This window comes from Pseudomonas sp. Pse35 (assembly GCF_024519715.1).
GTDB classification, from domain to species: Bacteria; Pseudomonadota; Gammaproteobacteria; order Pseudomonadales; family Pseudomonadaceae; genus Aquipseudomonas; species Aquipseudomonas paracarnis.
Map to the genome: position 1 here is coordinate 23,518 of NZ_JALJRP010000013.1, position 23,371 is coordinate 46,888.

A 23,371-nucleotide genomic window follows, 5' to 3' on the forward strand; every position below is an offset into this window, starting at 1 on the left:
GGAAACAACGATGCAGATTGAAAACAAGGTATTCCTGGTCAGCGGCGGCGCGTCGGGCCTCGGCGCGGCCACGGCTGAAATGCTGGTCGCCGCAGGTGCCAAGGTGATGCTGGTGGACTTGAACGCTGACGCCGTGGCCGCCAAGGCCGAGCAACTGGGCGACAACGCCCGCAGTGCCGTAGCAGACATCAGCCAGGAAGCCGCTGCAGAAGCGGCGGTGAAGGCAGCGGTCGAGGCCTTTGGTGGCTTGCATGGCCTGGTCAACTGCGCGGGTGTGGTGCGCGGCGAGAAGATCCTCGGCAAGAATGGCCCGCACGGCCTGGCAAGCTTTGCCCAGGTGATCAACGTCAACCTGGTCGGCAGCTTCAACCTGTTGCGCCTGGCCGCTGCGGCTATCGCTGAAACCGAGGCGAATGCCGACGGCGAGCGCGGCGTTATCATCAATACCGCCTCGGTGGCGGCATTCGATGGGCAGATCGGCCAGGCTGCGTACGCCGCCTCCAAGGGCGCGATCGCCAGCCTCACCTTGCCTGCCGCACGGGAACTGGCGCGCTTTGGTATCCGCGTGATGACCATTGCACCGGGCATTTTCGAAACCCCGATGATGGCCGGCATGACCGACGAAGTCCGCAACTCCCTGGCTGCCGGCGTGCCGTTCCCGCCACGCTTGGGCAAACCCGCTGAATATGCCGCGCTGGTACGCCACATCATTGAAAACAGCATGCTCAATGGCGAGGTGATCCGTCTCGACGGTGCCTTGCGCATGGCCGCCAAATAAGGAGCAATTGCCATGAACGACCCTATTGTTATTGTCAGCGCCGTGCGCACGCCCATGGGCGGTTTCCAGGGCGACCTCAAAAGCCTGACCGCACCGCAGCTGGGCGCAGCCGCCATTCGTGCGGCGGTCGAGCGTGCCGGTATCGCCACCGATGCTGTTGACGAAGTGCTGTTTGGCTGTGTGCTGCCCGCCGGGCTTGGACAGGCGCCTGCCCGCCAGGCTGCCCTGGGCGCCGGGTTGGACAAGGGCACGCGCTGCACCACCCTCAACAAAATGTGCGGTTCCGGTATGGAAGCGACGATTCTGGCCCACGACTCGCTGCGCGCTGGCAGCGTGGATGTGGTGATCGCAGGCGGCATGGAAAGCATGTCCAACGCCCCGTACCTGCTGGATCGTGCGCGCAGCGGCTACCGCATGGGCCACGGCAAGGTGCTGGACCATATGTTCCTCGACGGCCTCGAAGATGCTTACGACAAGGGGCGCCTGATGGGCACCTTTGCCGAGGACTGCGCCGAGCACAATGGTTTTACCCGGGAAGCCCAGGACGCGTTTGCCATCGCTTCCCTGACCCGCGCACAAGAGGCCATCACCCACGGCAGCTTTGCCAGTGAAATCGTCCCGGTGCAGGTCACCGTGGGCAAGGAACAAAAAACCATCCTTCACGATGAGCAACCGCCGAAAGCCAGGCTGGACAAGATTGCCAGCCTTAAACCGGCGTTCCGTGACGGCGGTACAGTGACGGCAGCCAACTCCAGCTCGATCTCCGATGGCGCCGCGGCGTTGTTGCTGATGCGTGAGTCCGAGGCGCTCAAGCGCGGCCTCAAGCCGTTGGCAGTGATCCACGGGCACGCCGCGTTTGCCGATGAGCCTGGGCTGTTTCCGGTGGCGCCGGTGGGGGCGATTCGCAAACTGATGAGCAAGACCGGCTGGGGCCTCGACGAGGTCGACCTGTTCGAAATCAACGAGGCCTTCGCCGTGGTCAGCCTGGTGACCATGAGCAAGCTGGAGATTCCCCACGACAAGGTCAACGTGCATGGTGGCGCCTGTGCATTGGGCCACCCCATTGGTGCCTCCGGCGCACGCATCCTGGTGACGTTGCTCGCGGCCCTGCGCCAGAAGGGCCTCAAGCGTGGCGTCGCCGCTATCTGCATTGGCGGCGGTGAAGCCACGGCCATGGCCGTTGAATGCCTGTATTGAGGATGACCTATGTTGCCCAATGACGAACAACTGCAGATCAGCGACGCCGCCCGGCAATTTGCCCAGGAACGTTTGAAACCCTTCGCCGCCGAGTGGGACCGCGAGCATCGTTTTCCCAAGGAGGCCATTGGGGAAATGGCCGAACTGGGATTTTTCGGCATGCTGGTCCCGGAACAGTGGGGCGGTTGCGACACCGGCTACCTTGCCTACGCCATGGCCCTGGAAGAAATCGCCGCTGGCGACGGTGCCTGCTCCACGATCATGAGCGTGCACAACTCGGTGGGTTGCGTGCCGATCCTCAAATTTGGCAATGACCAGCAGAAAGAGCAGTTCCTCACGCCCCTGGCCAGCGGCGCCATGCTCGGTGCCTTCGCGCTGACCGAACCCCAGGCCGGCTCCGACGCCAGCAGCCTGAAAACCCGTGCGCGCCTTGAAGGCGACCACTATGTACTCAACGGCTGCAAACAGTTCATCACCTCCGGGCAAAACGCCGGGATCGTGATTGTGTTTGCGGTCACTGACCCCGCCGCAGGCAAGCGTGGAATCAGCGCGTTTATCGTGCCCACCGATTCGCCCGGTTATACCGTGGCACGGGTGGAAGACAAGCTGGGGCAGCATGCCTCGGACACTTGTCAGATCCTGTTTGAAGACGTGAAAGTACCGGTGGCCAACCGTCTGGGCGAGGAGGGCGAGGGCTACAAAATCGCCTTGGCCAACCTGGAAGGTGGCCGCGTGGGCATCGCCTCCCAGTCGGTGGGCATGGCCCGCGCCGCCTTCGAAGCGGCCCGCGACTATGCCCGTGAGCGTGAAAGCTTTGGCAAGCCGTTGATCGAACACCAGGCCGTGGCCTTTCGCCTGGCCGACATGGCCACCCAGATCGCCGTCGCCCGGCAGATGGTGCATTACGCCGCCGCCCTGCGTGACAGTGGCAAGCCGGCGCTGGTGGAAGCGTCCATGGCCAAGCTGTTTGCGTCCGAAATGGCCGAGAAAGTCTGCTCGGCCGCCTTGCAAACCTTGGGCGGTTACGGTTACCTGAACGACTTCCCCCTTGAGCGGATCTACCGCGACGTGCGGGTCTGCCAGATTTACGAAGGCACCAGCGATATTCAACGCATGGTCATCTCACGCAATCTTTAAGGAGCCGATACATGAGTTACGAAACCATCCTGCTTGACGTCCAGGGCCGTGTCGGGCTGATCACGCTCAACCGTCCCAGCGCACTGAACGCCTTGAATGCACAACTGGTCAGTGAGCTGAACCAGGCGCTGGACAGCCTGGAAGCCAACCCTGAAATTGGCTGCATCGTGCTGACTGGCTCGAAAAAAGCCTTCGCGGCCGGTGCCGACATCAAGGAAATGGCCGAGCTGACCTACCCGCAGATCTATATGGACGACTTGTTCAGCGACAGCGATCGCGTGGCCAATCGCCGCAAGCCGATCATCGCCGCCGTGAATGGCTTCGCCCTGGGCGGCGGCTGCGAACTGGCCCTGATGTGTGACTTTATCCTTGCCGGCGACACCGCCAAATTCGGTCAGCCGGAAATCAATCTGGGCGTGCTGCCGGGCATGGGCGGCACCCAGCGCCTGACCCGTGCAGTGGGCAAGGCCAAGGCCATGGAAATGTGCCTGACCGGGCGTTTTATTGACGCGGTAGAGGCCGAGCGCTGCGGGATTGTCGCGCGTATTGTGCCCGCCGATGAGTTGCTGGAAGAAGCGCTGAAAGTGGCCACCCTGATCGCTGGTAAATCCGTACCGATCAGCATGATGGTCAAGGAAAGCGTGAACCGTGCGTTTGAAGTCAGCCTGTCCGAAGGCGTGCGCTTTGAGCGCCGGGTGTTTCATGCGGCGTTCGCGACCCAGGATCAGAAGGAAGGCATGGCCGCATTCGTGGCCAAGCGGGCGCCGGAATTCAAGGATAAATAACCCTGCCAAACCCCGCAGAGCAAAGGTGGGAGCTGGCTTGCCTGCGATGGCATCGCCTCGGTTAGCTGATGGACCGAGGTGTCTGCATCGCAGGCAAGCCATAATGCCAGACGGTCAAGGCATTTTTGTAGGAGCGAGCTTGCTCGCGAGAAGCTCACAGACGCCGCGGTCAGTCAGCAAGCACGCGTTATCGTTGACGTTTTTCGCGAGCAAGCTCGCTCCTACAGAAGGCGATGGTGTCATGTCCGTTAGAGCTGGTAGTTTTTCAACTCCCTGGCAATCACCATCCGCTGAATCTCGCTGGTTCCTTCATAAATCTGCGTGATCCGTGCATCCCGGTAGTAACGCTCCACCGGGTAATCCTCCAGATACCCATACCCACCATGGATCTGCATCGCCTTGGAGCAGACCCGCTCAGCCATTTCCGAGGCGAACAGCTTGGCCTGGGAGGCTTCGGACAAGCACGGTTTGCCGGCAGTGCGCAGGCGTGCGGCGTGAAGGATCAGCAGGCGCGCAGCGTTGAGCTGGGTTTGCATGTCGGCCAGCAGGTTGGCCACGCTCTGGTGTTCGATGATTGCCTTGTCGAACTGCACCCGATCACGGGCGTAGGCCAACGCGGCTTCAAACGCGGCGCGGGCGATGCCCAGGGCCTGGGCGGCGATACCAATGCGGCCGCCTTCCAGGTTGGAGAGGGCGATGGCCAGCCCCTTCCCGCGCTCACCCAACAGATTGGCTTCGGGAACCTTGCATTGGTTGAGGGTAACGGCGCAGGTGTCTGACGCACGAATGCCCATCTTGTGCTCGGTGCGGTCGACCACGAAACCTGGGGTATCGGTGGGCACCAGGAACGCCGAAATACCTTTCTTGCCCAGGTCCGGATCGGTCACGGCGAACACGATGGCCAACTTGGCCCGCTTGCCGTTGCTGACAAACTGCTTGGCGCCATTGATGACCCATTGGCCATCACGCAGTTCGGCACGGGTGCGCAGGTTATGGGCTTCGGAACCGGCCTGGGGTTCGGTCAGGCAGAAGCAACCGATGGCCTGGCCACTGGCGAGTTCGGCCAGCCAGGTGTGTTTCTGTTCGGTTGTGCCGTAGTTGAGGATCGGCCCGCAACCCACTGAATTATGGATGCTCATCAACGCGCCCGTCGCAGCGTCACCGGCGGATATTTCCTCCACGGCCAGGGCATAGGCGACGTAATCGACATAGGTGCCACCCCATTCTTCCGGGACGACCATGCCTAGCAGGCCCAGCTCGCCCATCTTCGCCACCAGGGCGTCGTCGATCCAGCCGGCTTTTTCCCAGGCTTGGGCATGGGGGGCGATTTCGCCTCGGGCAAAATCCCGCGCCATGTCGCGGATCATCACTTGTTCTTCAGTGTATTCAAGATCTTGCATGGCTTATTTCCCAATCTGCACGAAGTCGCGGAAGAAGCTGTCCACATGGCTGGCATCCAGCGCATGGAGGGTGGGCGGGTTCCACTTCGGAGTCTTGTCCTTGTCGATGATCAGTGCGCGAACCCCTTCGATCAGGTCGCCGCGCTCGAACCATTGGCGATCCAGATGCAGTTCGAGGGCAAAGCACTGTTCCAGTGGCAAGTGGCGGCCACGGCGCAGCATCTCCAGAGTCACGGCCATGGCCAGGGGCGAGCGGGTCTGCATGAGGTTGGCGGTGGTCAGCGCCCAGTCATGGCTATCGGCCACGGTGACTTGTTGCAGCTGCTCGACGATGCTGGGCACGTCTGGCAACCCGAAAAAGTGGTCAATGGCCGGGCGCAAGGCCGCCAAGGGGGCGTCGGGCAATTGCTGCACGGCGAGCTTGGCGAGTACACCTTGCAAGTCCTTGAGCGGCGAGTCATGCCATTGCAGGCCGTCGAGTTTCTGATCCAGCTCAACCCACTTGGCGCTGTCGATGTACCAGTCTGCCAACCCGCAGTACAAGGCATCGGCCGCACGGATCTGCACGCCAGTCACCCCAAGGTAAGTACCCAACTCACCCGGAATGCGTGAGAGGAAATAGCTGCCGCCGACATCCGGGAAGTAGCCGATGGCCACTTCCGGCATCGCCAGGCGGCTGCGTTCGGTGACTACCCGCAGGTCCGCGCCTTGCACCAGGCCCATGCCACCGCCGAGGACGAAGCCGTCCATCAACGCCAGTACGGGTTTGCGGTAGTGGTGAATGGCCAGGTCGAGGGCATATTCCTCGACGAAGAAGTCCTGGTGCAGAGTGTCGCCTTGCTTGAAGCTGTCGTACAGCGAGCGGATGTCGCCGCCGGCGCAAAAGGCTTTCTCACCGGCGCCGCGCAGTACCACGGCATAGACCTCGGCATCGTCGGCCCAGGCCTGCAAATGCGCGGTTAACTGGCGGACCATGTCCAGGGTGATGGCGTTCAAGCCAGCGGGACGATTGAGGGTGAGGTGGCCGATATGGTTGCGCACGCTTGCCAGGACAGCGTCCTGCTGCACCTCGGCGTGGCTTGCTTGGGATGAAACCTGAGCAGTCATCTCTAACTCCCTGCTTTTATTGTCTTTATCAAGATGTTCGCGGGTGAACTCTCTCGTGATCGTACCAGTGCAAATTTGCCCAGTACAACCCGGAATCCTGCAGGTCGTTGTTGCATTTATGCAGTGCCGGTCAAACCACCCGGCTGGCCAGTACCTCACCGATACTGCGACGTCGGGCATGGCCCTCGGCGGCGTGGATCAGTTGCTCCAACTCTGTCGGTTCGACATCGTAGAACTGCTCCATCTCGGCCAACGCGAGCTTGAGGTCGGCTGCCGTGATGCTCGGCTCGCTCACGGCATTGGCAGAGCCCAGGATAACCGGGGCTGGCTCGGCAAGGCCCTTGGGATAACGCGTGCGCGTGGCATTGTTATAGGCCAGCGCGCAGGCGAGCAGGGCGCCGGCGCCGAGCATCACCGGCGCAAGCTCGTACCAGCCGAGGTTGACCGATGCCGGATCGGCCAGCACCAGGGTCATGGCCAGGCCGCCGGCCGGTGGGTGCAGGCAACGCAGCCAGCAGATGAGAATCACGGTCATGCCCGCCGCCAGGCAGGCGCTGCCCAAGGTGCGCCCCAGGACGCGGGCGACCAACAACGCGACGATGCCTGCACACAGGTAACTGCCCATGATTGACCAGGGTTGGGCCAGCGCCCCCGACGACACGGCAAACAACAGTACGGCCGATGCGCCCAGAGGGCCGAGCAGGTGCAGGGCCACCTCCATGCCGAACACCTGGGCACAGGCCCAGACACTGAACATCGTGCCCAGGGCCATGCCGATGGCTGCACGGCTCCATTCGGCGGGACGGGTGTTGATTGCAGCGGGTAACCAGCGAGCGAGCATTGAGAGACGGTCCATAAACAGCGGGCGAAAAAAAAGGCCTGCCTGGTTTCCCGGAACAGCCCTTTGAAGGTTCCAACATTTGGGGGAAGGAACCTGTGCAGTGTGCAGTGCTTGATAACGCGGCGCCAATGCATATTAATGAGGGTTAAATGCAAAATAAATGCAGCTAAAAGGCCTCGCCGTAGGTAATCGGCCCGGAGTCTGCGGGTGTAGCCGGATTGATCTTGCCCAGCACGCGACTATGGGTTTCTTCATTGAACAGACGCGCTTGCAGGTCTTCGCGCAGCCTTGGATCGTCGGCCAGCGGCCCCTTCAACGCCACCAGTGCGTCACGCAACGCCATCAAGCGATCCAGCCTGGGTAAAGGGAGGGTTAACAGGTTTTCTCGCACGGCATTGTCCTCTCGATGAAGTAAGCCATCGCGCGCGGGCAGCCTACAACGTCCTTGTTGTCATGAAGTGCCCTGGCCCAAGCGTTTCAGGGCAGTCCTGGCGGTCGGGTGGTAGATAGTAAGTGCACGTGGCAGCGAGTCTACAGTTGGGCTCCGAGCACCGGAAGGGAAAGTGCACCAGCCATTACGCAAACAAATGTAGGTGTTTTCTTGGTACCTATGATGAAAGTCGCCCACTCGTGGAGGAGTGGGCGTTCTTTCTTACAGTGCAGCGGGCAAAGCACTCAAGGCGTCGTGGTTTTTGCCAAGTGCAGCAACACATACGGATTTTTGTCGAACGCTGCGGTGAGCGTCGGCGTGATTGAGCGCAGGCGCGGATCGTCCAGTGCCTGGAAGTCAGCCTGGCTCATGACCAACCATGCCGGCGCCTGGACCGGTTTCAATTCGGCAGGCAGTTGGGTAAACAGCGGCACCTTGTCGCAATCGAAGTTGACCATGAACTTGATAGCTTTCGCGTCTTTGCCCAGTGCATGCAACACCAGCGGCGCTGGTTGCTGCTGAACGTGTGCCTTGACGGCAAGGCTGAAGGTGCGGGTGTCGTACACCTGACGTTCCAGGGGTTCAACCACCATGATGTAGGTGGTCCAGAGGGCGAGCACGGCGGCCAAGGCGGGGCCGTAGGTGCGCAGCCGCGAGCGGAGCAATGCCAGCAGGGCCAGCACCTGTAGCGTGCCGAGCACGACGAAGATCAGCTCAAGGTCGGCCAGCGGTTCCGGGTAGCGCCGCCGCGCCACCATCAAGCCAATGGCCAACAGCGTTGGCAACAGCGTCCAGATGCCCAGCATCAAGGCGCGTAGCCACGCAAACTGTCGCCCTTGCGTGACCGCGAAGGGGTACGCGGCAATGATCGCGGCCATCGGCAGCATCGGCAGGATGTAGCGCGCTTTCTTGGCTTGGGGTACCGACAGGCCCAGCATCACCAGCACAGCCGCTGCCGCGCAGTAGAGCACTAGCTTCAAGGCCGGGGCCGGTGCGCGTCGACCGTCCATCAGCACCGCCAGCAGCACTAACAATGCCAGTGGATAGGCCAGGGCGTAGTTGCCCAGGGAGCTGGTGAAGTAATACAGCACGCCGCCGGAGCCTTCGCTGCCATCCATGCGCCCCAGGAACTGCATGCGAATCACATCATGCATGAAGTCTTCGCCGCCGCTGAGCTTGGCCAGCAGCAACAACAGGCCGACGCACGCCGCCAGCAGCGCCAGTGCCAGCAGGCCGAAGCTGAACAGCTGGCGCCACTGACGGTTGATCAGGTAGTAGCTGCACAACACGCCCGTGGGGATCACCAGGCCAATCGGGCCACGAATGGCAAACCCCAACAGCAGCAGAAAAAACACCCAATGCAGGCGCTTGGCTGCAGCGAAATGGTCATGGGCATAGCCCAGGTAGAACACCGCCAACGCCACGGCGGCGAGCATCTGGTCGAGGGAGACTGCGCGGGTTTCGCTGACGAAGGTACTGCTGAGCAGCAGCATCGCAATGCTCAGCAGGCCCCAGCGCGGCGAGTAGGGCGCGGTGAGGCGATAGACCAGCACCACGATCAGCGCCGACGCGACCGCCGTGGGCAGCCACGCTGTCAGGCTGGTGACCTGACCCAAGGGCAACGACAGCAGCCATGTCAGCAGGGTCGACGTTGCCAGGTAATCGGCATACGGCTGACCATAGGTGGTGGGAAAGAAACTCGGGCCATGGCGCAGCATTTCCTGGGCAAACAGCACAAAGCGCGAATCAAAGCCGATGATCGCCTGGTGCCAGTTGCCGACGATAAACAGCAGCAGCGCCAAGAGCCCAAGCCCCAGGGACTGGCGACGGATCGTTGCACGCTGCCCGGACGGTAAGGCGATGTTCACTTAGCAAGCGTCCTTGACCTGTTCCACCCAGTTTTGCTGGGGGATCGGTAACTCGCAGGAGTCGCCGCGGCCGATGGGGAAGTACTTGAGGCCTTTGCGCGTCAGGCGCTCGCCGTCGTACAGGTTACGGCCGTCGAAGATCACCGGGGTTTTCAGGCGCTGGTGAATCAGGTCAAAGTCCGGCGCCTTGAATTGCTGCCATTCAGTGCACACGATCAACGCATCGGCGCCGCCCAAGGTGGATTCCGGGGTGCCCATCAGCATCAGGCGCGGGTCATCGCCGTAGATGCGTTGGGTTTCCTGCATGGCTTCAGGGTCGAAGGCGCGCACATTGGCCCCGGCAGCCCACAGGGCTTCCATCAGCACGCGGCTGGGGGCGTCACGCATGTCATCGGTGTTGGGCTTGAAGGCCAGGCCCCACAAAGCAAACGTCTTGCCCTTGAGGTTGCCCTGGAAGAACGCGTTGATGCGCTCGAACAGCTTGCTCTTCTGGCGCTGGTTGATGGCTTCCACGGCTTCGAGCAGGTCGCTGGAGCAGTTGGCCTGCTTGGCGCTGTGGATCAGGGCGCGCATGTCTTTGGGGAAGCACGAGCCGCCATAACCGCAGCCAGGGTAGATAAAGTGGTAGCCGATGCGTGAGTCGGCACCGATGCCCAGGCGCACCGACTCAATGTCGGCACCCAGGTGTTCAGCCAACTCGGCGATCTGGTTGATGAAGCTGATCTTGGTGGCCAGCATGCAGTTGGCGGCGTACTTGGTCAGTTCGGCGCTGCGCAGGTCCATGAAGATGATGCGATCGTGGTTGCGGTTGAAGGGCGCGTACAGGTCGCGCATCACGTCGCGCACCTCTTCACGCTCGCAGCCGATGATGATCCGGTCCGGGCGGCGGCAGTCGGCAACGGCGGAGCCTTCCTTGAGGAATTCCGGGTTGGAGACGATATCGAACTGCAGCTCACGGCCGGCGGCGCGCAGGTTATTGAGGATGTGGTCGCGCAATGTGTCGCCAGTTCCGACCGGTACGGTGGATTTTTCCACCAGGATCACCGGCGCCACGCGATGGCGGGCTACCGCATCACCCACCGACAGCACGTATTTCAGGTCGGCAGAGCCGTCTTCATCCGACGGCGTGCCCACGGCAATAAACAACACTTCACCGTGCTCGACGGCGAGTTTTTCGTCGTGGGTAAAGCGCAGGCGCCCGCTTTCCAGGTTGTCCTTGACCATGGCTGCCAGGCCCGGCTCGAAGATGGTCACATGCCCCTTCTGCAGCGATTCGACCTTGTGCTTGTCAACGTCCATGCAAATGACATCGTGACCGACTTCGGCTAATACCGTGGCCTGGACCAGACCAACGTAACCACTACCAAATACACTGATTTTCATGGGGTATTCCTGGGACTTGAGGTGCTAGCACGACGAGAGTTGATAACCAGTACGCCGAGGATGACCAAGGCCACCCCCAAGGTTTTTGAAAGCGAAAAAGTTTCGTTGAACGCCGGCAGGCTGGCGGCCAGCAAATACACCAGCGCGTAGCTGATACTGAGCAGCGAATAGGCGCGGCCCAGGGGTAAGTGCTTCAGTGCGCCGAGCCAGCACAGCATCGACAGCGCATAGGCGATGATCGCCAGGATCACCACGCCCAAGGCGCCCAGGTCGATGCTGTTATCCGTGAAGGCAGCCAGCCATTGGGTGGGAAGCGGCAGGCGCGTCATGCTCCAGCGCATGCCCAGTTGGGCACCACTCACCAGGCCGACACTGCCCAAAGCCAGGGCGAAACCCCGCACGCGACTCATACCTGGCGCCCCAGCAAGACCACGCCGGCAATCACCAGCCCCACGCCCAGCCAATGACGAGCATCAATGGGTTCATGAAACACAAAGCGCGCCATCAGCGTGACCAGCACAAAATTCAGGCTGAGCATGGGGTAGGCAATGCCGACTTCCAGGCGCTGCAACACCAGCAGCCAAACCAGCAAGCCCAGGCCCAGGCACACCAGCGCCGACCACAACCACGGCGAGCGCAGTTTCAGTGCCCAGCCGTCTGGCACGCCGCGCCAGCTTTCCACGGCGAATTTTTGCGAGACCTGGCCCATGCAGGTCAGCAGGCAGGCCGTGAGCAGTAGCAGCAGGGTGATCATGGCGTGACCTGCGGGAAAATCAGGATCACGATCTTGCCTTGCGCATAACGCTTGCCGTCAGTGGGCAGCAGTGCGAGTTCTTCTTTTTCGCCGGTGCTATTGACGCGCATCACCACGCCCACCGCGCCGGTACGCCGGGTTTCGGCCATCCACGCCTGGATGCGGTTACGGTCGACCAGACGCGGGGCCGTATCCTCGTAAGCCAGGCCGTACTTGACCTCACCCGAGGTGTTGTACAGCGTGATATCGGGACGCTTGAGGCGCCAGGACAGCGCCGAGGCGGCGCCCAGGTCGTTGCTCAGCAGGGCAACGCTGGGTTGCAATTCGTCGATGTGATCAATGATGAACTGGTCCGGGGTCTTGTTGTAAACCACCGAATGAGGCAACGCCGCAGGCACCAGCAGCACCAGCAATCCACTGCCGATCAGCGGCGCGGCCCACAATGCCAAAGGGCGCGCCGCTTGCAGCAGATTGACCACGATCCAACCGAACAAAAAGATGAACACCAGCACCAGGCTGAGGGTTTCTTCTCCCGGTTCGTATACCGGCTTCTTCAACTGGAACCAGCTGAGGGCCAGCAAGACCAGCACGCCGATCACCAGGTTCAACCAGCCATTGATGCGCAGAACGCGGCCGTGGCCTTGAGCCAGTTTGTCGCTCAGGGCCGAGCCCATCAGCAAGGCCAGGGGGAGCATGCACGGCATAATGTAGGAGGGCAGCTTGCCTTTGGCCAAGCTGAAAAAGGCCAGGGGCATCAACAGCCACAGTAGCAGGAACGCGGTTTTCGGCACACGCCGTTGCAGCCAGGCCTGCTTGAACGCGGACGGCAATAGCGCAACCCACGGCAGTGCGAACCCTACCAGCAGCGGCAAGTAATACCAGAAAGGTTCGGCGTGCTGGGCGTCTTCACCGGCAAAGCGTTGGATGTGCTCGTGCCAGAAAAAGAAATGCCAGTAGTCCGGCTCTTGCAGGTGCACAGCCAGGGCCCACGGCACGCTGACCGCAATCGCCACCACCACGGCAACAGGGCCAAATTTGCACAACTCGCCAAAACGTTTTTGCCAGACGGCGTAGGGCAGGGCGACCAGCACCGGCAGCAACCAGGCCAGGAAGCCCTTGGTCATGAAGCCCATGCCGCACGCCAGGCCCAGCAAGGCCCAGGACCACAAGCGCGCACGCCGCGTGGTGCTGTCGAAGCAGAACCACAAGGCCACGCCGGTCAGGTTGACCCAAAAAGTGAACTGCGGGTCCAGGTTGGCATAGCCGCCCAGCGCAGCCACGCTGACGAAACTCATGTAGAGCAACGTGCTGACCAGGCTTTTTTGCGGATCATTCCACAACCGGCGAGAGACCAGATACACCAGCAGAATGCTCAAGCCGGTGCTCAACGCCGAGGCAAACCGTACGCCGAACAGGTTCTGGCCGAAGATCGCCTGGCCCAGCGCGATCATCCAGTAGCCGGCCGCAGGTTTTTCAAAGTAGCGAATCCCCATGAAGTGCGGCGAGGCCCACTTGCCGGTCATCAGCATTTCCTGGCTGATTTGTGCATAGCGGGTTTCATCGGGAATCCACAGGCCATGGGTGGCCAACGGCAGCAGGTAGAACACCGCAAACGCGAGCAGGAGCAGGGGCAAGGCCCAGCGGCGGATCATGCCTGCTGTACTCCAAGCCAGCCCTCGCGGCCGCTCAAGGCGCCGCGTACCAGCTGTTGCTGGGGCAGGGTGGTCACATCCGTGGGCAACAGTTCGCCCAAGGGTTTGAAATCAATGCCGCGCTGCCCTGCCTGGGCGAGCAACTGGCGAAAATCATTGGCCATCAGAATCCCTTCTACTTCTGCGTGGATCGTATAGACGTTCAGCTTCGACGCGCTGAACCTGTCGAGAATGAAACGGTTGAAATCGTTGGCAGCCACCACCGGCCCGACGACTTCGTCGAAGGTCGGCAGGTCTACCGGAATTTGTGGGGTGCCCGCACTGCCATCGGCCAAGGTTGGTCGAAACAGGCTGGTGCCCCGGCAATCGCTGTTGTAGCGAAAGTTGAAGCCTTGCTTGGCTTGCACCACGCGCTCATCGGCACGCCAGCCGGCGGCCGCTGAACAGTCGACGCGCTCGCCGAGGATGTCGCTCAAGGTGTCTACGCCGCGCCGAATCTGCTCGACCAGCTGTGCCTCGCTCCAACGCCCGGTGTTGGCCTGCCAGCCATGGTGGTCCCAGGCGTGCAGGCCGACTTCATGCCCGGCGGCCTTGGCCTGGCGCATCAAATGCCCCAGGTCGCGGCCAATCGGCTTGCCTGGCCAGGCGGTGCCGGCCAGCAAAATATCCCAGCCATACAGGCCGGCAGCGTTGGAACGCAGCATCTTCCACAAAAACTGCGGGCGGATCAGGCGCCACAAGTGGCGCCCCATGTTGTCCGGCCCGACACTGAAGAAGAACGTCGCTTTGACCCCAGCTTCGGCCAGGGAGTCGAGCAACCGTGGCACACCTTCACGGGTGCCGCGGTAGGTGTCGACGTCGATGCGAAGACCTGCCTGCATTACTTTTTATCCGCAATTTCAAGCATGGCTTCACGCAAGAAGAAATCGAGCGTGTTGCCGATGGTTTCGCTCATCTGCACGCTCGGCTCCCAGTTCAGCAGGCGCTTGGCGTTTTCGATGCTCGGCTTGCGGTGCGCCACGTCCTGGTAACCTGTGCCGTAGAACGCCTTGCTCTCGACGTCGCGGAAACCGGCGAACGGCGGGAAATTGTGGCGCAGTGGGTGAGCCTCGAACTGACGCAGCAGTTCTTCGCCCAACTGGCGAATGCTGGCTTCGTTTTCGGGGTTGCCGATGTTGATGATCTGGCCGTCGCAGACGCCATTGTCGTTATCAATGATGCGCGCCAGGGCTTCGATGCCGTCGGCAATGTCGGTGAAGCAACGCTTCTGCTCACCACCGTCGAACAGACGGATCGGCGTGCCTTCCACCAGGTTCAGGATCAGCTGGGTAATGGCGCGGGAGCTGCCGATACGCGCCGAGTCCAGGCGGTCCAGGCGCGGGCCCATCCAGTTGAATGGACGGAACAGGGTGAACTTCAGGCCCTTGTCGCCGTAGGCCCAGATCACGCGGTCCAGCAGTTGCTTGGAGACGGAGTAGATCCAGCGTTGCTTGTTGACCGGGCCCACCACCAGGTTGGAGGTGTCTTCGTCGAAATACTGGTCTTGGCACATGCCATAGACTTCGGAGGTCGACGGGAAAATCACGCGCTTGTTGTACTTGACGCAGTAGCGCACCAGCTTGAGGTTTTCTTCGAAGTCCAGTTCGAACACGCGCAGCGGGTTACGGGTGTATTCGATCGGCGTGGCGATGGCCACCAGCGGCAGCACCACGTCGCATTTCTTGATGTGGTACTCGATCCACTCGGTGTGGATGCTGATGTCGCCTTCCACGTAATGGAAGTTCGGGTGGCTGCGCAGGCGCTCGATGGCGTCGGAGCCGATGTCCAGGCCATAGACTTCGTAGCGGTCGTCACGCAGCAGGCGCTCGGACAGGTGGTTACCGATAAAACCGTTCACGCCCAGGATCAGCACACGGGTACGGCGCGGCTTGCGGCCCGACTCGGCGCCGCGCAGCACGGAACCGTCTACCAGGCCCAGTTCATCGGCCAGGGACGGGCCGGCCAGGTACAGGCCGTTTTCGTTGCGCTGGCCGAACTTGACCACCAGGGAATCTTCACCGCAGGCAATGCGCAGCGGGTTGACGCTGATTACACGGCCAGGCGCCAAACCTTCGTTGCCCTTGACCACGTCGGCTTGCCACACGATCAGCTTGTGCTCGCCCACGGCGCAGAAGGCGCCGGGGTACGGCTGGGTCACTGCGCGTACCAGGTTGAACAGTTGCTCGGCAGGTTTTTTCCAGTCCAGCTTGCCATCGGCGGCGGTGCGACGACCGAAGTAGGTGGCTTTGCTCTCGTCCTGGGCGGTTTCGCTCAGCTTGCCCTGGGCCAGCTGTGGCAGAGCATCGCGCAACAGGGCAGTGGCCGCCTCACGCAGCTTGGCGTGCAGGCTCAGGCCGGTATCGCTGCGCTCGATGGTGACTTTTTGCTGGGCCAGGATGGCGCCGGCATCGGCACGCTTGACCATGCGATGCAGGGTCACGCCGGTTTCGGTTTCGCCGTTGACCAGCACCCAGTTGGCCGGGGCGCGGCCACGGTATTTAGGCAGCAACGAGCCGTGCAGGTTGAACGCGCCTTTGCGGGCGGTGGCCAACAGCGGCTCGCTCAGCAGGTTGCGGTAGTAGAACGAGAAGATGTACTCCGGGTTCAGCTTGGCGATGCGTTCGATCCACAGCGGGTGGTTGGCGTCTTCCGGTGCATGTACCGGGATGCCATTGCGGGCGCAAAGTTGGGCGACGGAACCGTAGAAGTTGTTTTCCTTGGGGTCATCGGCATGGGTGAACACGGCGGCAATGTCGTAACCGGCGCTGAGCAGCGCTTCAATGCCTGCGCAGCCAATATCGTGGTAGGCGAATACAACAGCTTTTGAACTCATGACTGGACCTGATCCGAAGAAGAAGTAGAAGTATGGGAAGACACCAGGCCGTCGACCACGACGACTGGAGCCGGTGCTGCCGGTTGGTTGCGCAGCACTTTTTCAATAAAGAAGCGTGGGCGGGCACGTACATCGCTGTACATGCGGCCCAGGTATTCGCCCAGCAGGCCCATGCCGATGAACTGGCCACCGGTGAACACAAACAACACCGCAAACAGCACGAACAGGCCATCACCGGCCCAGTCGGCGCCGAAGGCCAGGCGCATGACGATCAGGGCAAAGGCAAACAGCACGCCCAGCGCCGCCAGGCTGAAACCGACGATGGACAGCAGGCGCAAGGGCGTGGTGGTCATGCAGGTCAGCAGGTCGAACATCAGGCTGATCAGGCGCATGGTGCTGTATTTGGATTCGCCGTGCTCACGTTCGGCGTGGTGCACCAGGATTTCCGTGGTGTGGCGGGCGAAGCCGTTGGCCAGGATAGGAATGAACGTGCTGCGCTCACGGCAGGCGAGCATGGCGTCGACGATGGTGCGGCGGTAGGCACGCAACATGCAGCCGTAGTCGGTCATGGCCACGCCGGTAGAACGTTGCACGGCGAGGTTGATCAAGCGCGACGGCCAGCGGCGGAAGGCCGAGTCCTGGCGGTTATTGCGCACAGTGGCAACCACGTCGTAGCCCAGGGCAGCTTGCTCGACCAGGCGCGGGATCTCTTCCGGCGGGTTCTGCAGGTCGGCGTCAAGGGTGATCACCACTTCGCCACGGCACTGTTCAAAGCCGGCCATGATCGCCGCGTGCTGGCCGTAGTTGCGGTTAAGGATCACCGCTACCACATTGCTGCCGTCTTCCGCGGCGGCGTCTTCGAGCAGTTGGGCCGAGTTGTCGCGGCTACCGTCATCCACCAGGATGATTTCGTATTCGTAGGCCAGATGCTTGCAGGCTGCCGTGGTGCGACGCAGCAACTCAGGCAGGCTTTCTTGTTCGTTGTAGACCGGGATAACGATCGACACGCAATGAATAGGGTAGGGTTTCAAAGATTCATGACCTCGGGCTAAAGCGACTTCAAGCGTGAAAACGGCAGCGTTCATTGGGCAAAACTACAGCCCGCAGGTTACAAAACGGGGCTAAAGATGATGCGTTTTCAATAGGTTAGTCGATAATCCACGGATTGCTCTCAAGTGTTGCCTACAAGGTTAAGCGCAAAAATGTGCAACGAATATGAAAGGCGGATGAAAAACTCGTTTATTTGACAGGCAGACAGCTAGGGTTCAGCTAAGTAATCAAGGCGTTACATGTAGGTCTCACAGGGCGACATCGGAGCTTCGTACAAGACGCTTGGTTCAATCTGAGCGAGGCGATCAGCCCAATGCTCGCCCTTCAACAATCTTCTCTGCATTAGCGCTCAAGTGCCGGTAAAGTAAGCCCTCTCTTGCCAGGGTACTCGGATGAATAGCGTGCAGCTTTTACGCGGCCAGTTGCGGCCAGCGCTGATGGGATTGTTGATGACGGTGGCCTGTGTCACCAGCGTGCGGGCCGATCAAGGCGTCGCGCTGACCCCACTGGACCAGGTGCCGGACGGGGTGGAAGTGCGCGGCAAGCAGGTCGCGGCTTATACCTGGGATGACCGCCAAGGCAAAAACCTGCTGGTACTCGCCGAGCAAGTCGGTGAGCGCGATGACGATGGTACCCAATCGGCCTTTGTCTACGCGGCGCAATACGTGCTGGGTGGCGAGCGCCCCAAGCGCGTGTGGATGCTGTACGACGATGTACAGCACTGCGAATTCGACGCAGGGCTGCGCTTTGACCGGGCTGCCACCAAGGTCACCGACCTGCTGGGCGACGGCAATACCCAGGCCACGGTCGGTTATTCGCGGGCCTGCACCAGTGATGTCAGCCCCAACGAATTCAAGTTGATCATGCATGCCGGCAAGTCCGAGAAGTATCGTCTGCGTGGCCTTGACCGCGTGGGCGCCAGTTGGTGGGACGAGGACGCTGGTGCCTTGCGCGGCATGCCCCTGCCCACCGACTGCAGCGTCGCGGCGCAGCAAGCGCTGGTCAGCCAATACAAGGAGCAGGGCACCGAACTGCCCCTGCCAGGCTGCTATGGCGACGAGAAGGACTTTGCCAAGGCGCCGGACAGTTACCTCGCTTTTATGCGCCAGCAGTGGTTCGCGCTGATGCAGCAACAGGACGCTGACTGGAGCCAATCCCAGGCCCAACCCCAGGCAGCCAGCGAAGACGACGAATCGGCCCCGTGATTTTGTGCCAGGGCCGGTCCTGGGTTAGACTCGGCCTTCGCCAATCCACTAAATACATCGACTAATCAAATAGTTGGTCGGTGTATTTAATCCAAAGGCTGATCTACCTTGACCGAGTCCATTTGCAACCCACTGACCCTATATCTCACCCGCCTGGCGCCTTCCAGCCAACTGACCATGCGCTACGTGCTGCAGGATGCCGCCGACCGCTTGGGTTTCGAAGACCTCAACCTCGAAGAGATTGACTGGCACCTGCTGCAGCCTGAACACGTCATCGCACTGGTGGCTGCCTTGCGCGAGGACGGCTTAGCGCCGAACACTTCGTCGCTGTATGTGAATGCGGTGCGCGGGGTCATGAATGAAGCGTGGCGCATGAGCTTGATCAGCCAGGACCACCTGTTGAAGATGCGCTCGGTCAAGGCCACACCTGGCACGCGCCTGAGCCAGGGCCGCAATCTGCGCCGCACCTTGATCCGCGAGATGCTCGACGTCTGCGCCGCCGACCCTCGGCCCCAGGGCCTGCGGGATGCAGCGGTGATCGGCCTGTTATATGGCTCGGGCATGCGCAAGTCGGAGTCGGTGAACCTGGACTTGGCACAGGTCAACTTTGACGAGCGCAGCTTGCGCGTGATCGGCAAGGGCAACAAAGAGTTGGTCAAGTACGCGCCGGACTGGGCGTTTGCCAAGCTGCAAGCCTGGCTGGCGTTTCGTCGCGAGCACCTCAAGGAAGGCGAGCAGGACGACAGCTTCCTGTTCAACCGCATCCGGCGAGGCAGCCATATCACCCGAGAGCGGATCACCAAGCATGCGATTTACTACATCGCGCGCCAGCGCGGCGATCAAGTGGGGGTCAAGATCATGCCCCATGATTTCCGTCGTTCGTTTATCACCCGGGTGATCGAGGAGCATGATTTGTCGATTGCGCAGAAACTGGCGCATCACACCAACATCCAGACCACTGCCAGCTATGACGTGCGTGACGACAATGAGCGCCGGCGGGCGGTGGACCGATTTGATTTGTAGGCTTGTGGATACGCCACGATTCAAATGTGGGAGCTGGGTTGCCTGCGAAGAGGGCCTCACAGGCAACCAGAATGTTGAATCTGCCTGCTCCTGTGCTCAAGAGGAAGGCGGGACGCTTGAGGTCAAGTGAGCCGGTAAGCGCCGCAACGTCCACAAGGTGGTCAGCATCGCGGCAAGCGCACACAGCGCAATACCGATCAACATCGGCGCCGGCGTATGGTCGGCAAAGATACCCACCAAGGTCATCGCCACAGCCGCTGTGACCATCTGGATCGCACCCAGCAGTGCAGACGCAGAACCTGCCACCGCACCATGATCCTCCAGCGACAGTACCCCGGCCGCCGGCAATAGCAGGCCAAGAAAGCCGAAACCGATAAACAACAGCCCCATCATCAAGCCCAGGCTGTCACCCCACAGTGTGGTGCCCGCCAGCAAGCTCATGACCGCCGCCACGCCCACCACCGACCAGCGAATCAACGGCGCCAGGCCAAAGCGGGCGCTGAGGCGGGCGGTCAATTGGCTCATGGCGAAAAACGAGGCCGCGTTGAGCGCAAAGCACAGGCTGAACTGGGTCGGTGTCAGGCCAAAAAACTCGATGTACACGAAGGGCGCGCTGCCGATGAACACGAAGAAGGTGGCCAGACCAAACCCGCACACCACCGACAAGCCCGTAAAGACCGGGTCGCGGAGGAGGGCGCCATAACTGCCGAACGCCTGGCCCAGTGTCTTGCCCAGGCGGCGCTCGGCCGGGTGGGTTTCTGGCAGTTGTACTGCGGTCATCACCAGACACAGAACGGCCACCACCGCCAACACGGCAAACACTTCGCGCCAGCTCCAGATCGAAATCACCACGCTACCGGCCAGTGGCGCGAGGATCGGCGAAACACTCATCACCAGCATCAACAAAGCCATCAGACGCGCCGCTTCATGGCCGGTGTACAGGTCACGGACAATCGCCCGTGGAATCACCATCCCCGCACAGGCACCGAACGCCTGCACCGCACGAAAGCCAATCAACACTTCGATGGTCGGTGCCAGCGCGCAGCCGACACTGCCAATGGCAAAGATCACCAGGCCCGCATAAATCGGCGGTTTACGCCCGAACACATCGCTGAGGGGGCCGTAGAACAACTGGCACACGCCGATAATCATAAAGAACACCGTCAAACTCATCTGCACGGCCGCCGGCGAGGCCTGGAGGCTGGCGCCCAGGGTGGGCAGCGCCGGCAGGTAGATGTCGATTGCAAACGGGCCGACGGCGGTGATCAAGCCCAGCAACAGGGCGAGACGGGCGATACGTTGAGGCATTTGGCAGATCCAGGTAGAGCAACGGACGGTCAGCTTAAGGGAACCGCGCAGATCCGCAAACTTAGGCTTCACTAACAAGCAACAGCTGCCGATACAGCTAGCAGCGACATTGAAACGGTTGGGTTCCCAACCGGCGTTCCTGGCACGGGGTACCACTATGACGATCAAATTACGCTTGGTGCTGTTGATTGCGACCGGGTTGCTCACGGCTTTGATCATGAGCCTGGCTGGCTACCTGGGCAATACGCGGATGGCCGATGCGGTACAGGACAACGACGTCAGCATGACGGTACTGCGCAACCACATGGAAGCCGACATGATGCACGACGCCCTGCGTGCGGATGTACTGTCGGCGATGTTGGTCGGGCTGAGCAAAAGCACCAGTACGCCGGCCGAGGTCAACAGCTCGATCAAGGAGCATGCCGAGCACTTTCGCGAGGTGCTGGCGGACAATCTCAAGCTGCCGTTGGACGCCTCGATCAAGGCCAGCCTGGAAAAAATCAAACCCAGCCTGGACACCTACATCAGTGCCGGCGAGCGCATCGTCGCGCTGGCCCTGGAGAATCCAGAGGCCGCACGAGGGGAACTGCAGACCTTCAATGCCGCGTTCAGCCAGTTGGAAGAACAAATGGCGGCGTTGAGCGAACTGATCGAAAACAATACCCAACTCACCAGCACTGGTACCCGTCAAACCATCAGTAACGCTAACTGGACCTTGATTATTGTATTGGGGGCGAGCCTGCTGTTGCTGCTGGCACAAGGACGTTGGGTGACCCTGAGCATCATGGGGCCGTTGCGCACCGCCAGCCGTATTGCCCAGAGCATTGCCCATGGCAACCTGAGCGAGCCGATTGCCGAACCCAAGAACCAGGACGAAGCCAGTGCACTGATTCGCAGCCTGGCGACGATGCAGCGGGATTTGCGCGGCATGATCGAAGTGGTTCGCAGCAATGCCCATGGCGTGAATGGCATGAGCGAGCGCCTCAGCCAGGGTTGCCATGAAGTGGCAGGCAGCAGCCAGCAACAAAGCGTCGCCGCCAGCACCATGGCCGCCGCCGCGAGCGAAATGACCGCCAGTATCGAAGAAATCACCCGTCACGCCCAACGTGCCCTGGACATGGCCAGCCAGGCTGAAACCCTGGCCAAGGACGGCGGCCGGGTTATCCACCAGGTGGTCAGCGACATGGATGGCATCGCCCGTTCTGCCCAACAGTCAGCCCAAGTGATCCGCACGCTGGACAAGGAGTCCGAGGCGATCTACAGCATTATCCAGGTGATCAAGGGGATTGCCGACCAGACCAACCTGCTGGCCCTGAACGCCGCCATCGAAGCCGCCCGCGCCGGTGAACAAGGGCGCGGCTTTGCAGTCGTGGCCGACGAAGTGCGCAGCCTGGCCGGACGCACCAGCGCCTCCACCCAGGAAATCGCCAGCATGGTCGGGAGTATCCAGCAAAACACCCGTGAAGCGGTGATCAGCATGGAGGAGGGCGTTGCCCAAGTGGACAAGGGCATGGCGGTGACTGCCGAAGTGGAACGCGCCATTCGCGAGATCCTCCAGGCCACGTTGAGCACTACTGAATTGGTCAATGATATTTCTCGCACCATCAGTGAACAGAGCTTGGCCAGTAATGAGATTGCTCATCAGGTGGAGAGGATTGCGGGAATGTCGGAAAGTAACAGTCGGGTGATTGGCGAGACGGCGTCGACGACGGATGAATTGTCGAGTTTGGCGGGGAAGCTTTCGCAGTCGGTGGATCGGTTTAGGCTTTGATGGAGGATACTCAAATATAACTAAACTAAATAGTCATTTAGTTTAGTTATTCCTTGTTGACATATTATAAGGGTAGGGCAGCCCACCTGGTGAGCTATCTTCCGATGGCATGCATCTTCAAGGAGCTCTGTTAAATGAACCACTTTCCAGGCTGGATGCTCGAAAGCGCCCATAGTTATCTCAAGGCTTCCGAGCTTCTAGACGCCCAAAATCTCCCACATGTATCCATGGTAAACGCGATCGGCATGGAAATCCTGCTGAAAAGCTTCATTTTCGTACCAGATCAACACCAAGGTACATCCAATGAAACCTACAAGCCTTCCGTCGAAGCGTTAATAGCGGCTCACAAGCATCTTCAGTCAATTGGCAAGACGCGGGCCGATCAGCGTCGCGACGGTCACGATCTGTTGACGCTGTTTCATGCCATGCCTGCTGAGATCCGTAAAAAGTTGTCTCTGGACAGCCAGGAAGATTCGTTCGAGCGGTACCGGAATGTTTTCACCAGGAGCCGGTATCAGTACGAGTCGAGGAGCTGGACGTTTTCTGATCCCGTGCTGATGAGGTTGCTGCGGTGGACGCTGGCCAATGTGGCTGGCTATTACACAGAGCAAGGCTCTCAGGATCCATTCGTCCTGGATTACATCACTGAGGTGCAAGCAAGAACTGCAGGAGATTAATCAAGGCCTGGGCCAGGCTTAAGATCTGACCACCAGAGCCCCCCAGTCCGTAGATGACGGTACGCATAATGTATATTATGTTAAACGACAGGCCATGTTAGAAATGTTCATAAGCTACGTAAGTCACTGATTC

The 23,371-nt window shown here is 60.8% G+C and carries 21 protein-coding genes and 1 pseudogene; 9 read left to right on the forward strand and 13 right to left on the reverse strand.

Annotated features, from left to right (window positions below; genetic code table 11):
• Nucleotides 1-10 precede the first annotated feature (10 nt).
• The 4 genes from OC445_RS13420 to OC445_RS13435 are packed head-to-tail and all read left to right on the forward strand — an operon-like array spanning nt 11 to nt 3,897.
• The gene (locus tag OC445_RS13420) at nt 11-778 is read left to right on the forward strand and encodes an SDR family NAD(P)-dependent oxidoreductase (RefSeq protein WP_054896513.1); all 768 of its coding nucleotides are present in this window, start codon (nt 11-13) and stop codon (nt 776-778) included.
• Between the two features lie 12 nt (nt 779-790).
• Entirely contained in the window at nt 791-1,975 is a 1,185-nt protein-coding gene (locus tag OC445_RS13425) for an acetyl-CoA C-acyltransferase (RefSeq protein ID WP_054896512.1), read from the forward strand.
• A gap of 9 nt (nt 1,976-1,984) precedes the next feature.
• Nucleotides 1,985-3,112 carry an acyl-CoA dehydrogenase gene (locus OC445_RS13430; protein WP_034127453.1) on the forward strand — a complete coding sequence of 376 codons (1,128 nt, stop codon included), beginning with the start codon at nt 1,985-1,987 and terminating at the stop codon, nt 3,110-3,112.
• An 11-nt stretch (nt 3,113-3,123) separates the two neighbouring features.
• Entirely contained in the window at nt 3,124-3,897 is a 774-nt protein-coding gene (locus OC445_RS13435; RefSeq protein ID WP_034127452.1) for an enoyl-CoA hydratase, read from the forward strand.
• A 248-nt stretch (nt 3,898-4,145) separates the two neighbouring features.
• Here OC445_RS13435 and OC445_RS13440 read toward each other — a convergent pair whose 3' ends face one another.
• From OC445_RS13440 to arnC, 12 genes are all read right to left on the reverse strand, one after another.
• Complete coding sequence (locus OC445_RS13440) at nt 4,146-5,297, reverse strand: acyl-CoA dehydrogenase family protein (protein ID WP_034127451.1); 1,152 nt, start codon at nt 5,295-5,297, stop codon at nt 4,146-4,148.
• A 3-nt stretch (nt 5,298-5,300) separates the two neighbouring features.
• Nucleotides 5,301-6,404: an enoyl-CoA hydratase/isomerase family protein gene (locus OC445_RS13445; RefSeq protein ID WP_198791285.1), complete on the reverse strand. Its 1,104-nt coding sequence runs from the start codon at nt 6,402-6,404 to the stop codon at nt 5,301-5,303.
• A 130-nt stretch (nt 6,405-6,534) separates the two neighbouring features.
• Nucleotides 6,535-7,245, reverse strand: coding sequence for an HPP family protein (locus OC445_RS13450; RefSeq protein WP_054896508.1), 711 nt, complete (start codon nt 7,243-7,245; stop codon nt 6,535-6,537).
• 166 nt (nt 7,246-7,411) lie between these two features.
• A complete protein-coding gene (locus OC445_RS13455) occupies nt 7,412-7,600 on the reverse strand; it encodes a type VI secretion system contractile sheath small subunit (RefSeq protein WP_254989728.1) in 189 nt (62 codons plus the stop codon).
• Nucleotides 7,601-7,920: 320 nt separating this feature from the next.
• Nucleotides 7,921-9,543, reverse strand: a complete 1,623-nt coding sequence (locus OC445_RS13460; RefSeq protein ID WP_198791283.1) for an ArnT family glycosyltransferase — start codon at nt 9,541-9,543, stop codon at nt 7,921-7,923.
• Complete coding sequence (locus tag OC445_RS13465; RefSeq protein WP_262020177.1) at nt 9,544-10,926, reverse strand: UDP-glucose dehydrogenase family protein; 1,383 nt, start codon at nt 10,924-10,926, stop codon at nt 9,544-9,546.
• Nucleotides 10,923-11,336 (reverse strand): 4-amino-4-deoxy-L-arabinose-phosphoundecaprenol flippase subunit ArnF, encoded by a 414-nt coding sequence (gene arnF, locus OC445_RS13470; RefSeq protein WP_198791282.1) that lies wholly within the window; start codon nt 11,334-11,336, stop codon nt 10,923-10,925. Before arnF ends, OC445_RS13465 begins: the two co-directional genes overlap by 4 nt.
• Nucleotides 11,333-11,680, reverse strand: coding sequence for a 4-amino-4-deoxy-L-arabinose-phosphoundecaprenol flippase subunit ArnE (gene arnE, locus OC445_RS13475; protein WP_198791281.1), 348 nt, complete (start codon nt 11,678-11,680; stop codon nt 11,333-11,335). Before arnE ends, arnF begins: the two co-directional genes overlap by 4 nt.
• The gene (gene arnT, locus OC445_RS13480; protein WP_072446628.1) at nt 11,677-13,332 is read right to left on the reverse strand and encodes a lipid IV(A) 4-amino-4-deoxy-L-arabinosyltransferase; all 1,656 of its coding nucleotides are present in this window, start codon (nt 13,330-13,332) and stop codon (nt 11,677-11,679) included. The genes arnE and arnT overlap by 4 nt, the downstream gene beginning before the upstream one ends.
• On the reverse strand, nt 13,329-14,213 hold the full coding sequence (gene arnD / locus OC445_RS13485) for a 4-deoxy-4-formamido-L-arabinose-phosphoundecaprenol deformylase (RefSeq protein WP_054896502.1): 885 nt from the start codon (nt 14,211-14,213) through the stop codon (nt 13,329-13,331). The genes arnT and arnD overlap by 4 nt, the downstream gene beginning before the upstream one ends.
• Nucleotides 14,213-16,204, reverse strand: coding sequence for a bifunctional UDP-4-amino-4-deoxy-L-arabinose formyltransferase/UDP-glucuronic acid oxidase ArnA (arnA, locus tag OC445_RS13490; RefSeq protein ID WP_054896501.1), 1,992 nt, complete (start codon nt 16,202-16,204; stop codon nt 14,213-14,215). Before arnA ends, arnD begins: the two co-directional genes overlap by 1 nt.
• Nucleotides 16,201-17,235, reverse strand: coding sequence for an undecaprenyl-phosphate 4-deoxy-4-formamido-L-arabinose transferase (gene arnC, locus OC445_RS13495; protein WP_054896500.1), 1,035 nt, complete (start codon nt 17,233-17,235; stop codon nt 16,201-16,203). The genes arnA and arnC overlap by 4 nt, the downstream gene beginning before the upstream one ends.
• A 411-nt stretch (nt 17,236-17,646) precedes the next feature.
• Between arnC and OC445_RS13500 the strand changes: the two genes are divergently transcribed.
• Together OC445_RS13500 and xerC are read left to right on the forward strand one after the other, a co-directional pair.
• Entirely contained in the window at nt 17,647-18,459 is an 813-nt protein-coding gene (locus tag OC445_RS13500; RefSeq protein WP_054896499.1) for a M949_RS01915 family surface polysaccharide biosynthesis protein, read from the forward strand.
• A 108-nt stretch (nt 18,460-18,567) separates the two neighbouring features.
• Complete coding sequence (gene xerC / locus OC445_RS13505; RefSeq protein WP_034127441.1) at nt 18,568-19,482, forward strand: tyrosine recombinase XerC; 915 nt, start codon at nt 18,568-18,570, stop codon at nt 19,480-19,482.
• 96 nt (nt 19,483-19,578) lie between these two features.
• On the opposite strand, the gene OC445_RS13510 is transcribed toward xerC, so the two are convergent.
• Complete coding sequence (locus OC445_RS13510) at nt 19,579-20,790, reverse strand: multidrug effflux MFS transporter (protein ID WP_054896498.1); 1,212 nt, start codon at nt 20,788-20,790, stop codon at nt 19,579-19,581.
• A gap of 157 nt (nt 20,791-20,947) precedes the next feature.
• On the opposite strand from OC445_RS13510, the pseudogene OC445_RS27120 reads away from it, so the two are divergent.
• The 3 genes and pseudogenes from OC445_RS27120 to OC445_RS13520 all read left to right on the forward strand — a co-directional run.
• Nucleotides 20,948-21,703 (forward strand): annotated as a pseudogene (locus OC445_RS27120) (MCP four helix bundle domain-containing protein); the annotation flags it as partial.
• 132 nt (nt 21,704-21,835) lie between these two features.
• Nucleotides 21,836-22,561 (forward strand): methyl-accepting chemotaxis protein, encoded by a 726-nt coding sequence (locus OC445_RS27125; protein WP_370712708.1) that lies wholly within the window; start codon nt 21,836-21,838, stop codon nt 22,559-22,561.
• 134 nt (nt 22,562-22,695) lie between these two features.
• Nucleotides 22,696-23,238: a hypothetical protein gene (locus tag OC445_RS13520; protein ID WP_198791280.1), complete on the forward strand. Its 543-nt coding sequence runs from the start codon at nt 22,696-22,698 to the stop codon at nt 23,236-23,238.
• Nucleotides 23,239-23,371: the final 133 nt, after the last annotated feature.

Coding starts and splice junctions, on each gene's coding strand:
- OC445_RS13420 (WP_054896513.1), top strand. CDS start 11: ATGCAGATTGAAAACAAGGTATTCCTGGTCAGCGGCGGCGCGTCGGGC.
- OC445_RS13425 (WP_054896512.1), top strand. CDS start 791: ATGAACGACCCTATTGTTATTGTCAGCGCCGTGCGCACGCCCATGGGC.
- OC445_RS13430 (WP_034127453.1), top strand. CDS start 1,985: ATGTTGCCCAATGACGAACAACTGCAGATCAGCGACGCCGCCCGGCAA.
- OC445_RS13435 (WP_034127452.1), top strand. CDS start 3,124: ATGAGTTACGAAACCATCCTGCTTGACGTCCAGGGCCGTGTCGGGCTG.
- OC445_RS13440 (WP_034127451.1), bottom strand. CDS start 5,297: ATGCAAGATCTTGAATACACTGAAGAACAAGTGATGATCCGCGACATG.
- OC445_RS13445 (WP_198791285.1), bottom strand. CDS start 6,404: ATGACTGCTCAGGTTTCATCCCAAGCAAGCCACGCCGAGGTGCAGCAG.
- OC445_RS13450 (WP_054896508.1), bottom strand. CDS start 7,245: ATGCTCGCTCGCTGGTTACCCGCTGCAATCAACACCCGTCCCGCCGAA.
- OC445_RS13465 (WP_262020177.1), bottom strand. CDS start 10,926: ATGAAAATCAGTGTATTTGGTAGTGGTTACGTTGGTCTGGTCCAGGCC.
- arnF (WP_198791282.1), bottom strand. CDS start 11,336: ATGAGTCGCGTGCGGGGTTTCGCCCTGGCTTTGGGCAGTGTCGGCCTG.
- arnE (WP_198791281.1), bottom strand. CDS start 11,680: ATGATCACCCTGCTGCTACTGCTCACGGCCTGCCTGCTGACCTGCATG.
- arnT (WP_072446628.1), bottom strand. CDS start 13,332: ATGATCCGCCGCTGGGCCTTGCCCCTGCTCCTGCTCGCGTTTGCGGTG.
- arnD (WP_054896502.1), bottom strand. CDS start 14,213: ATGCAGGCAGGTCTTCGCATCGACGTCGACACCTACCGCGGCACCCGT.
- arnA (WP_054896501.1), bottom strand. CDS start 16,204: ATGAGTTCAAAAGCTGTTGTATTCGCCTACCACGATATTGGCTGCGCA.
- OC445_RS13500 (WP_054896499.1), top strand. CDS start 17,647: ATGAATAGCGTGCAGCTTTTACGCGGCCAGTTGCGGCCAGCGCTGATG.
- OC445_RS13510 (WP_054896498.1), bottom strand. CDS start 20,790: ATGCCTCAACGTATCGCCCGTCTCGCCCTGTTGCTGGGCTTGATCACC.
- OC445_RS27125 (WP_370712708.1), top strand. CDS start 21,836: ATGGCCGCCGCCGCGAGCGAAATGACCGCCAGTATCGAAGAAATCACC.
- OC445_RS13520 (WP_198791280.1), top strand. CDS start 22,696: ATGAACCACTTTCCAGGCTGGATGCTCGAAAGCGCCCATAGTTATCTC.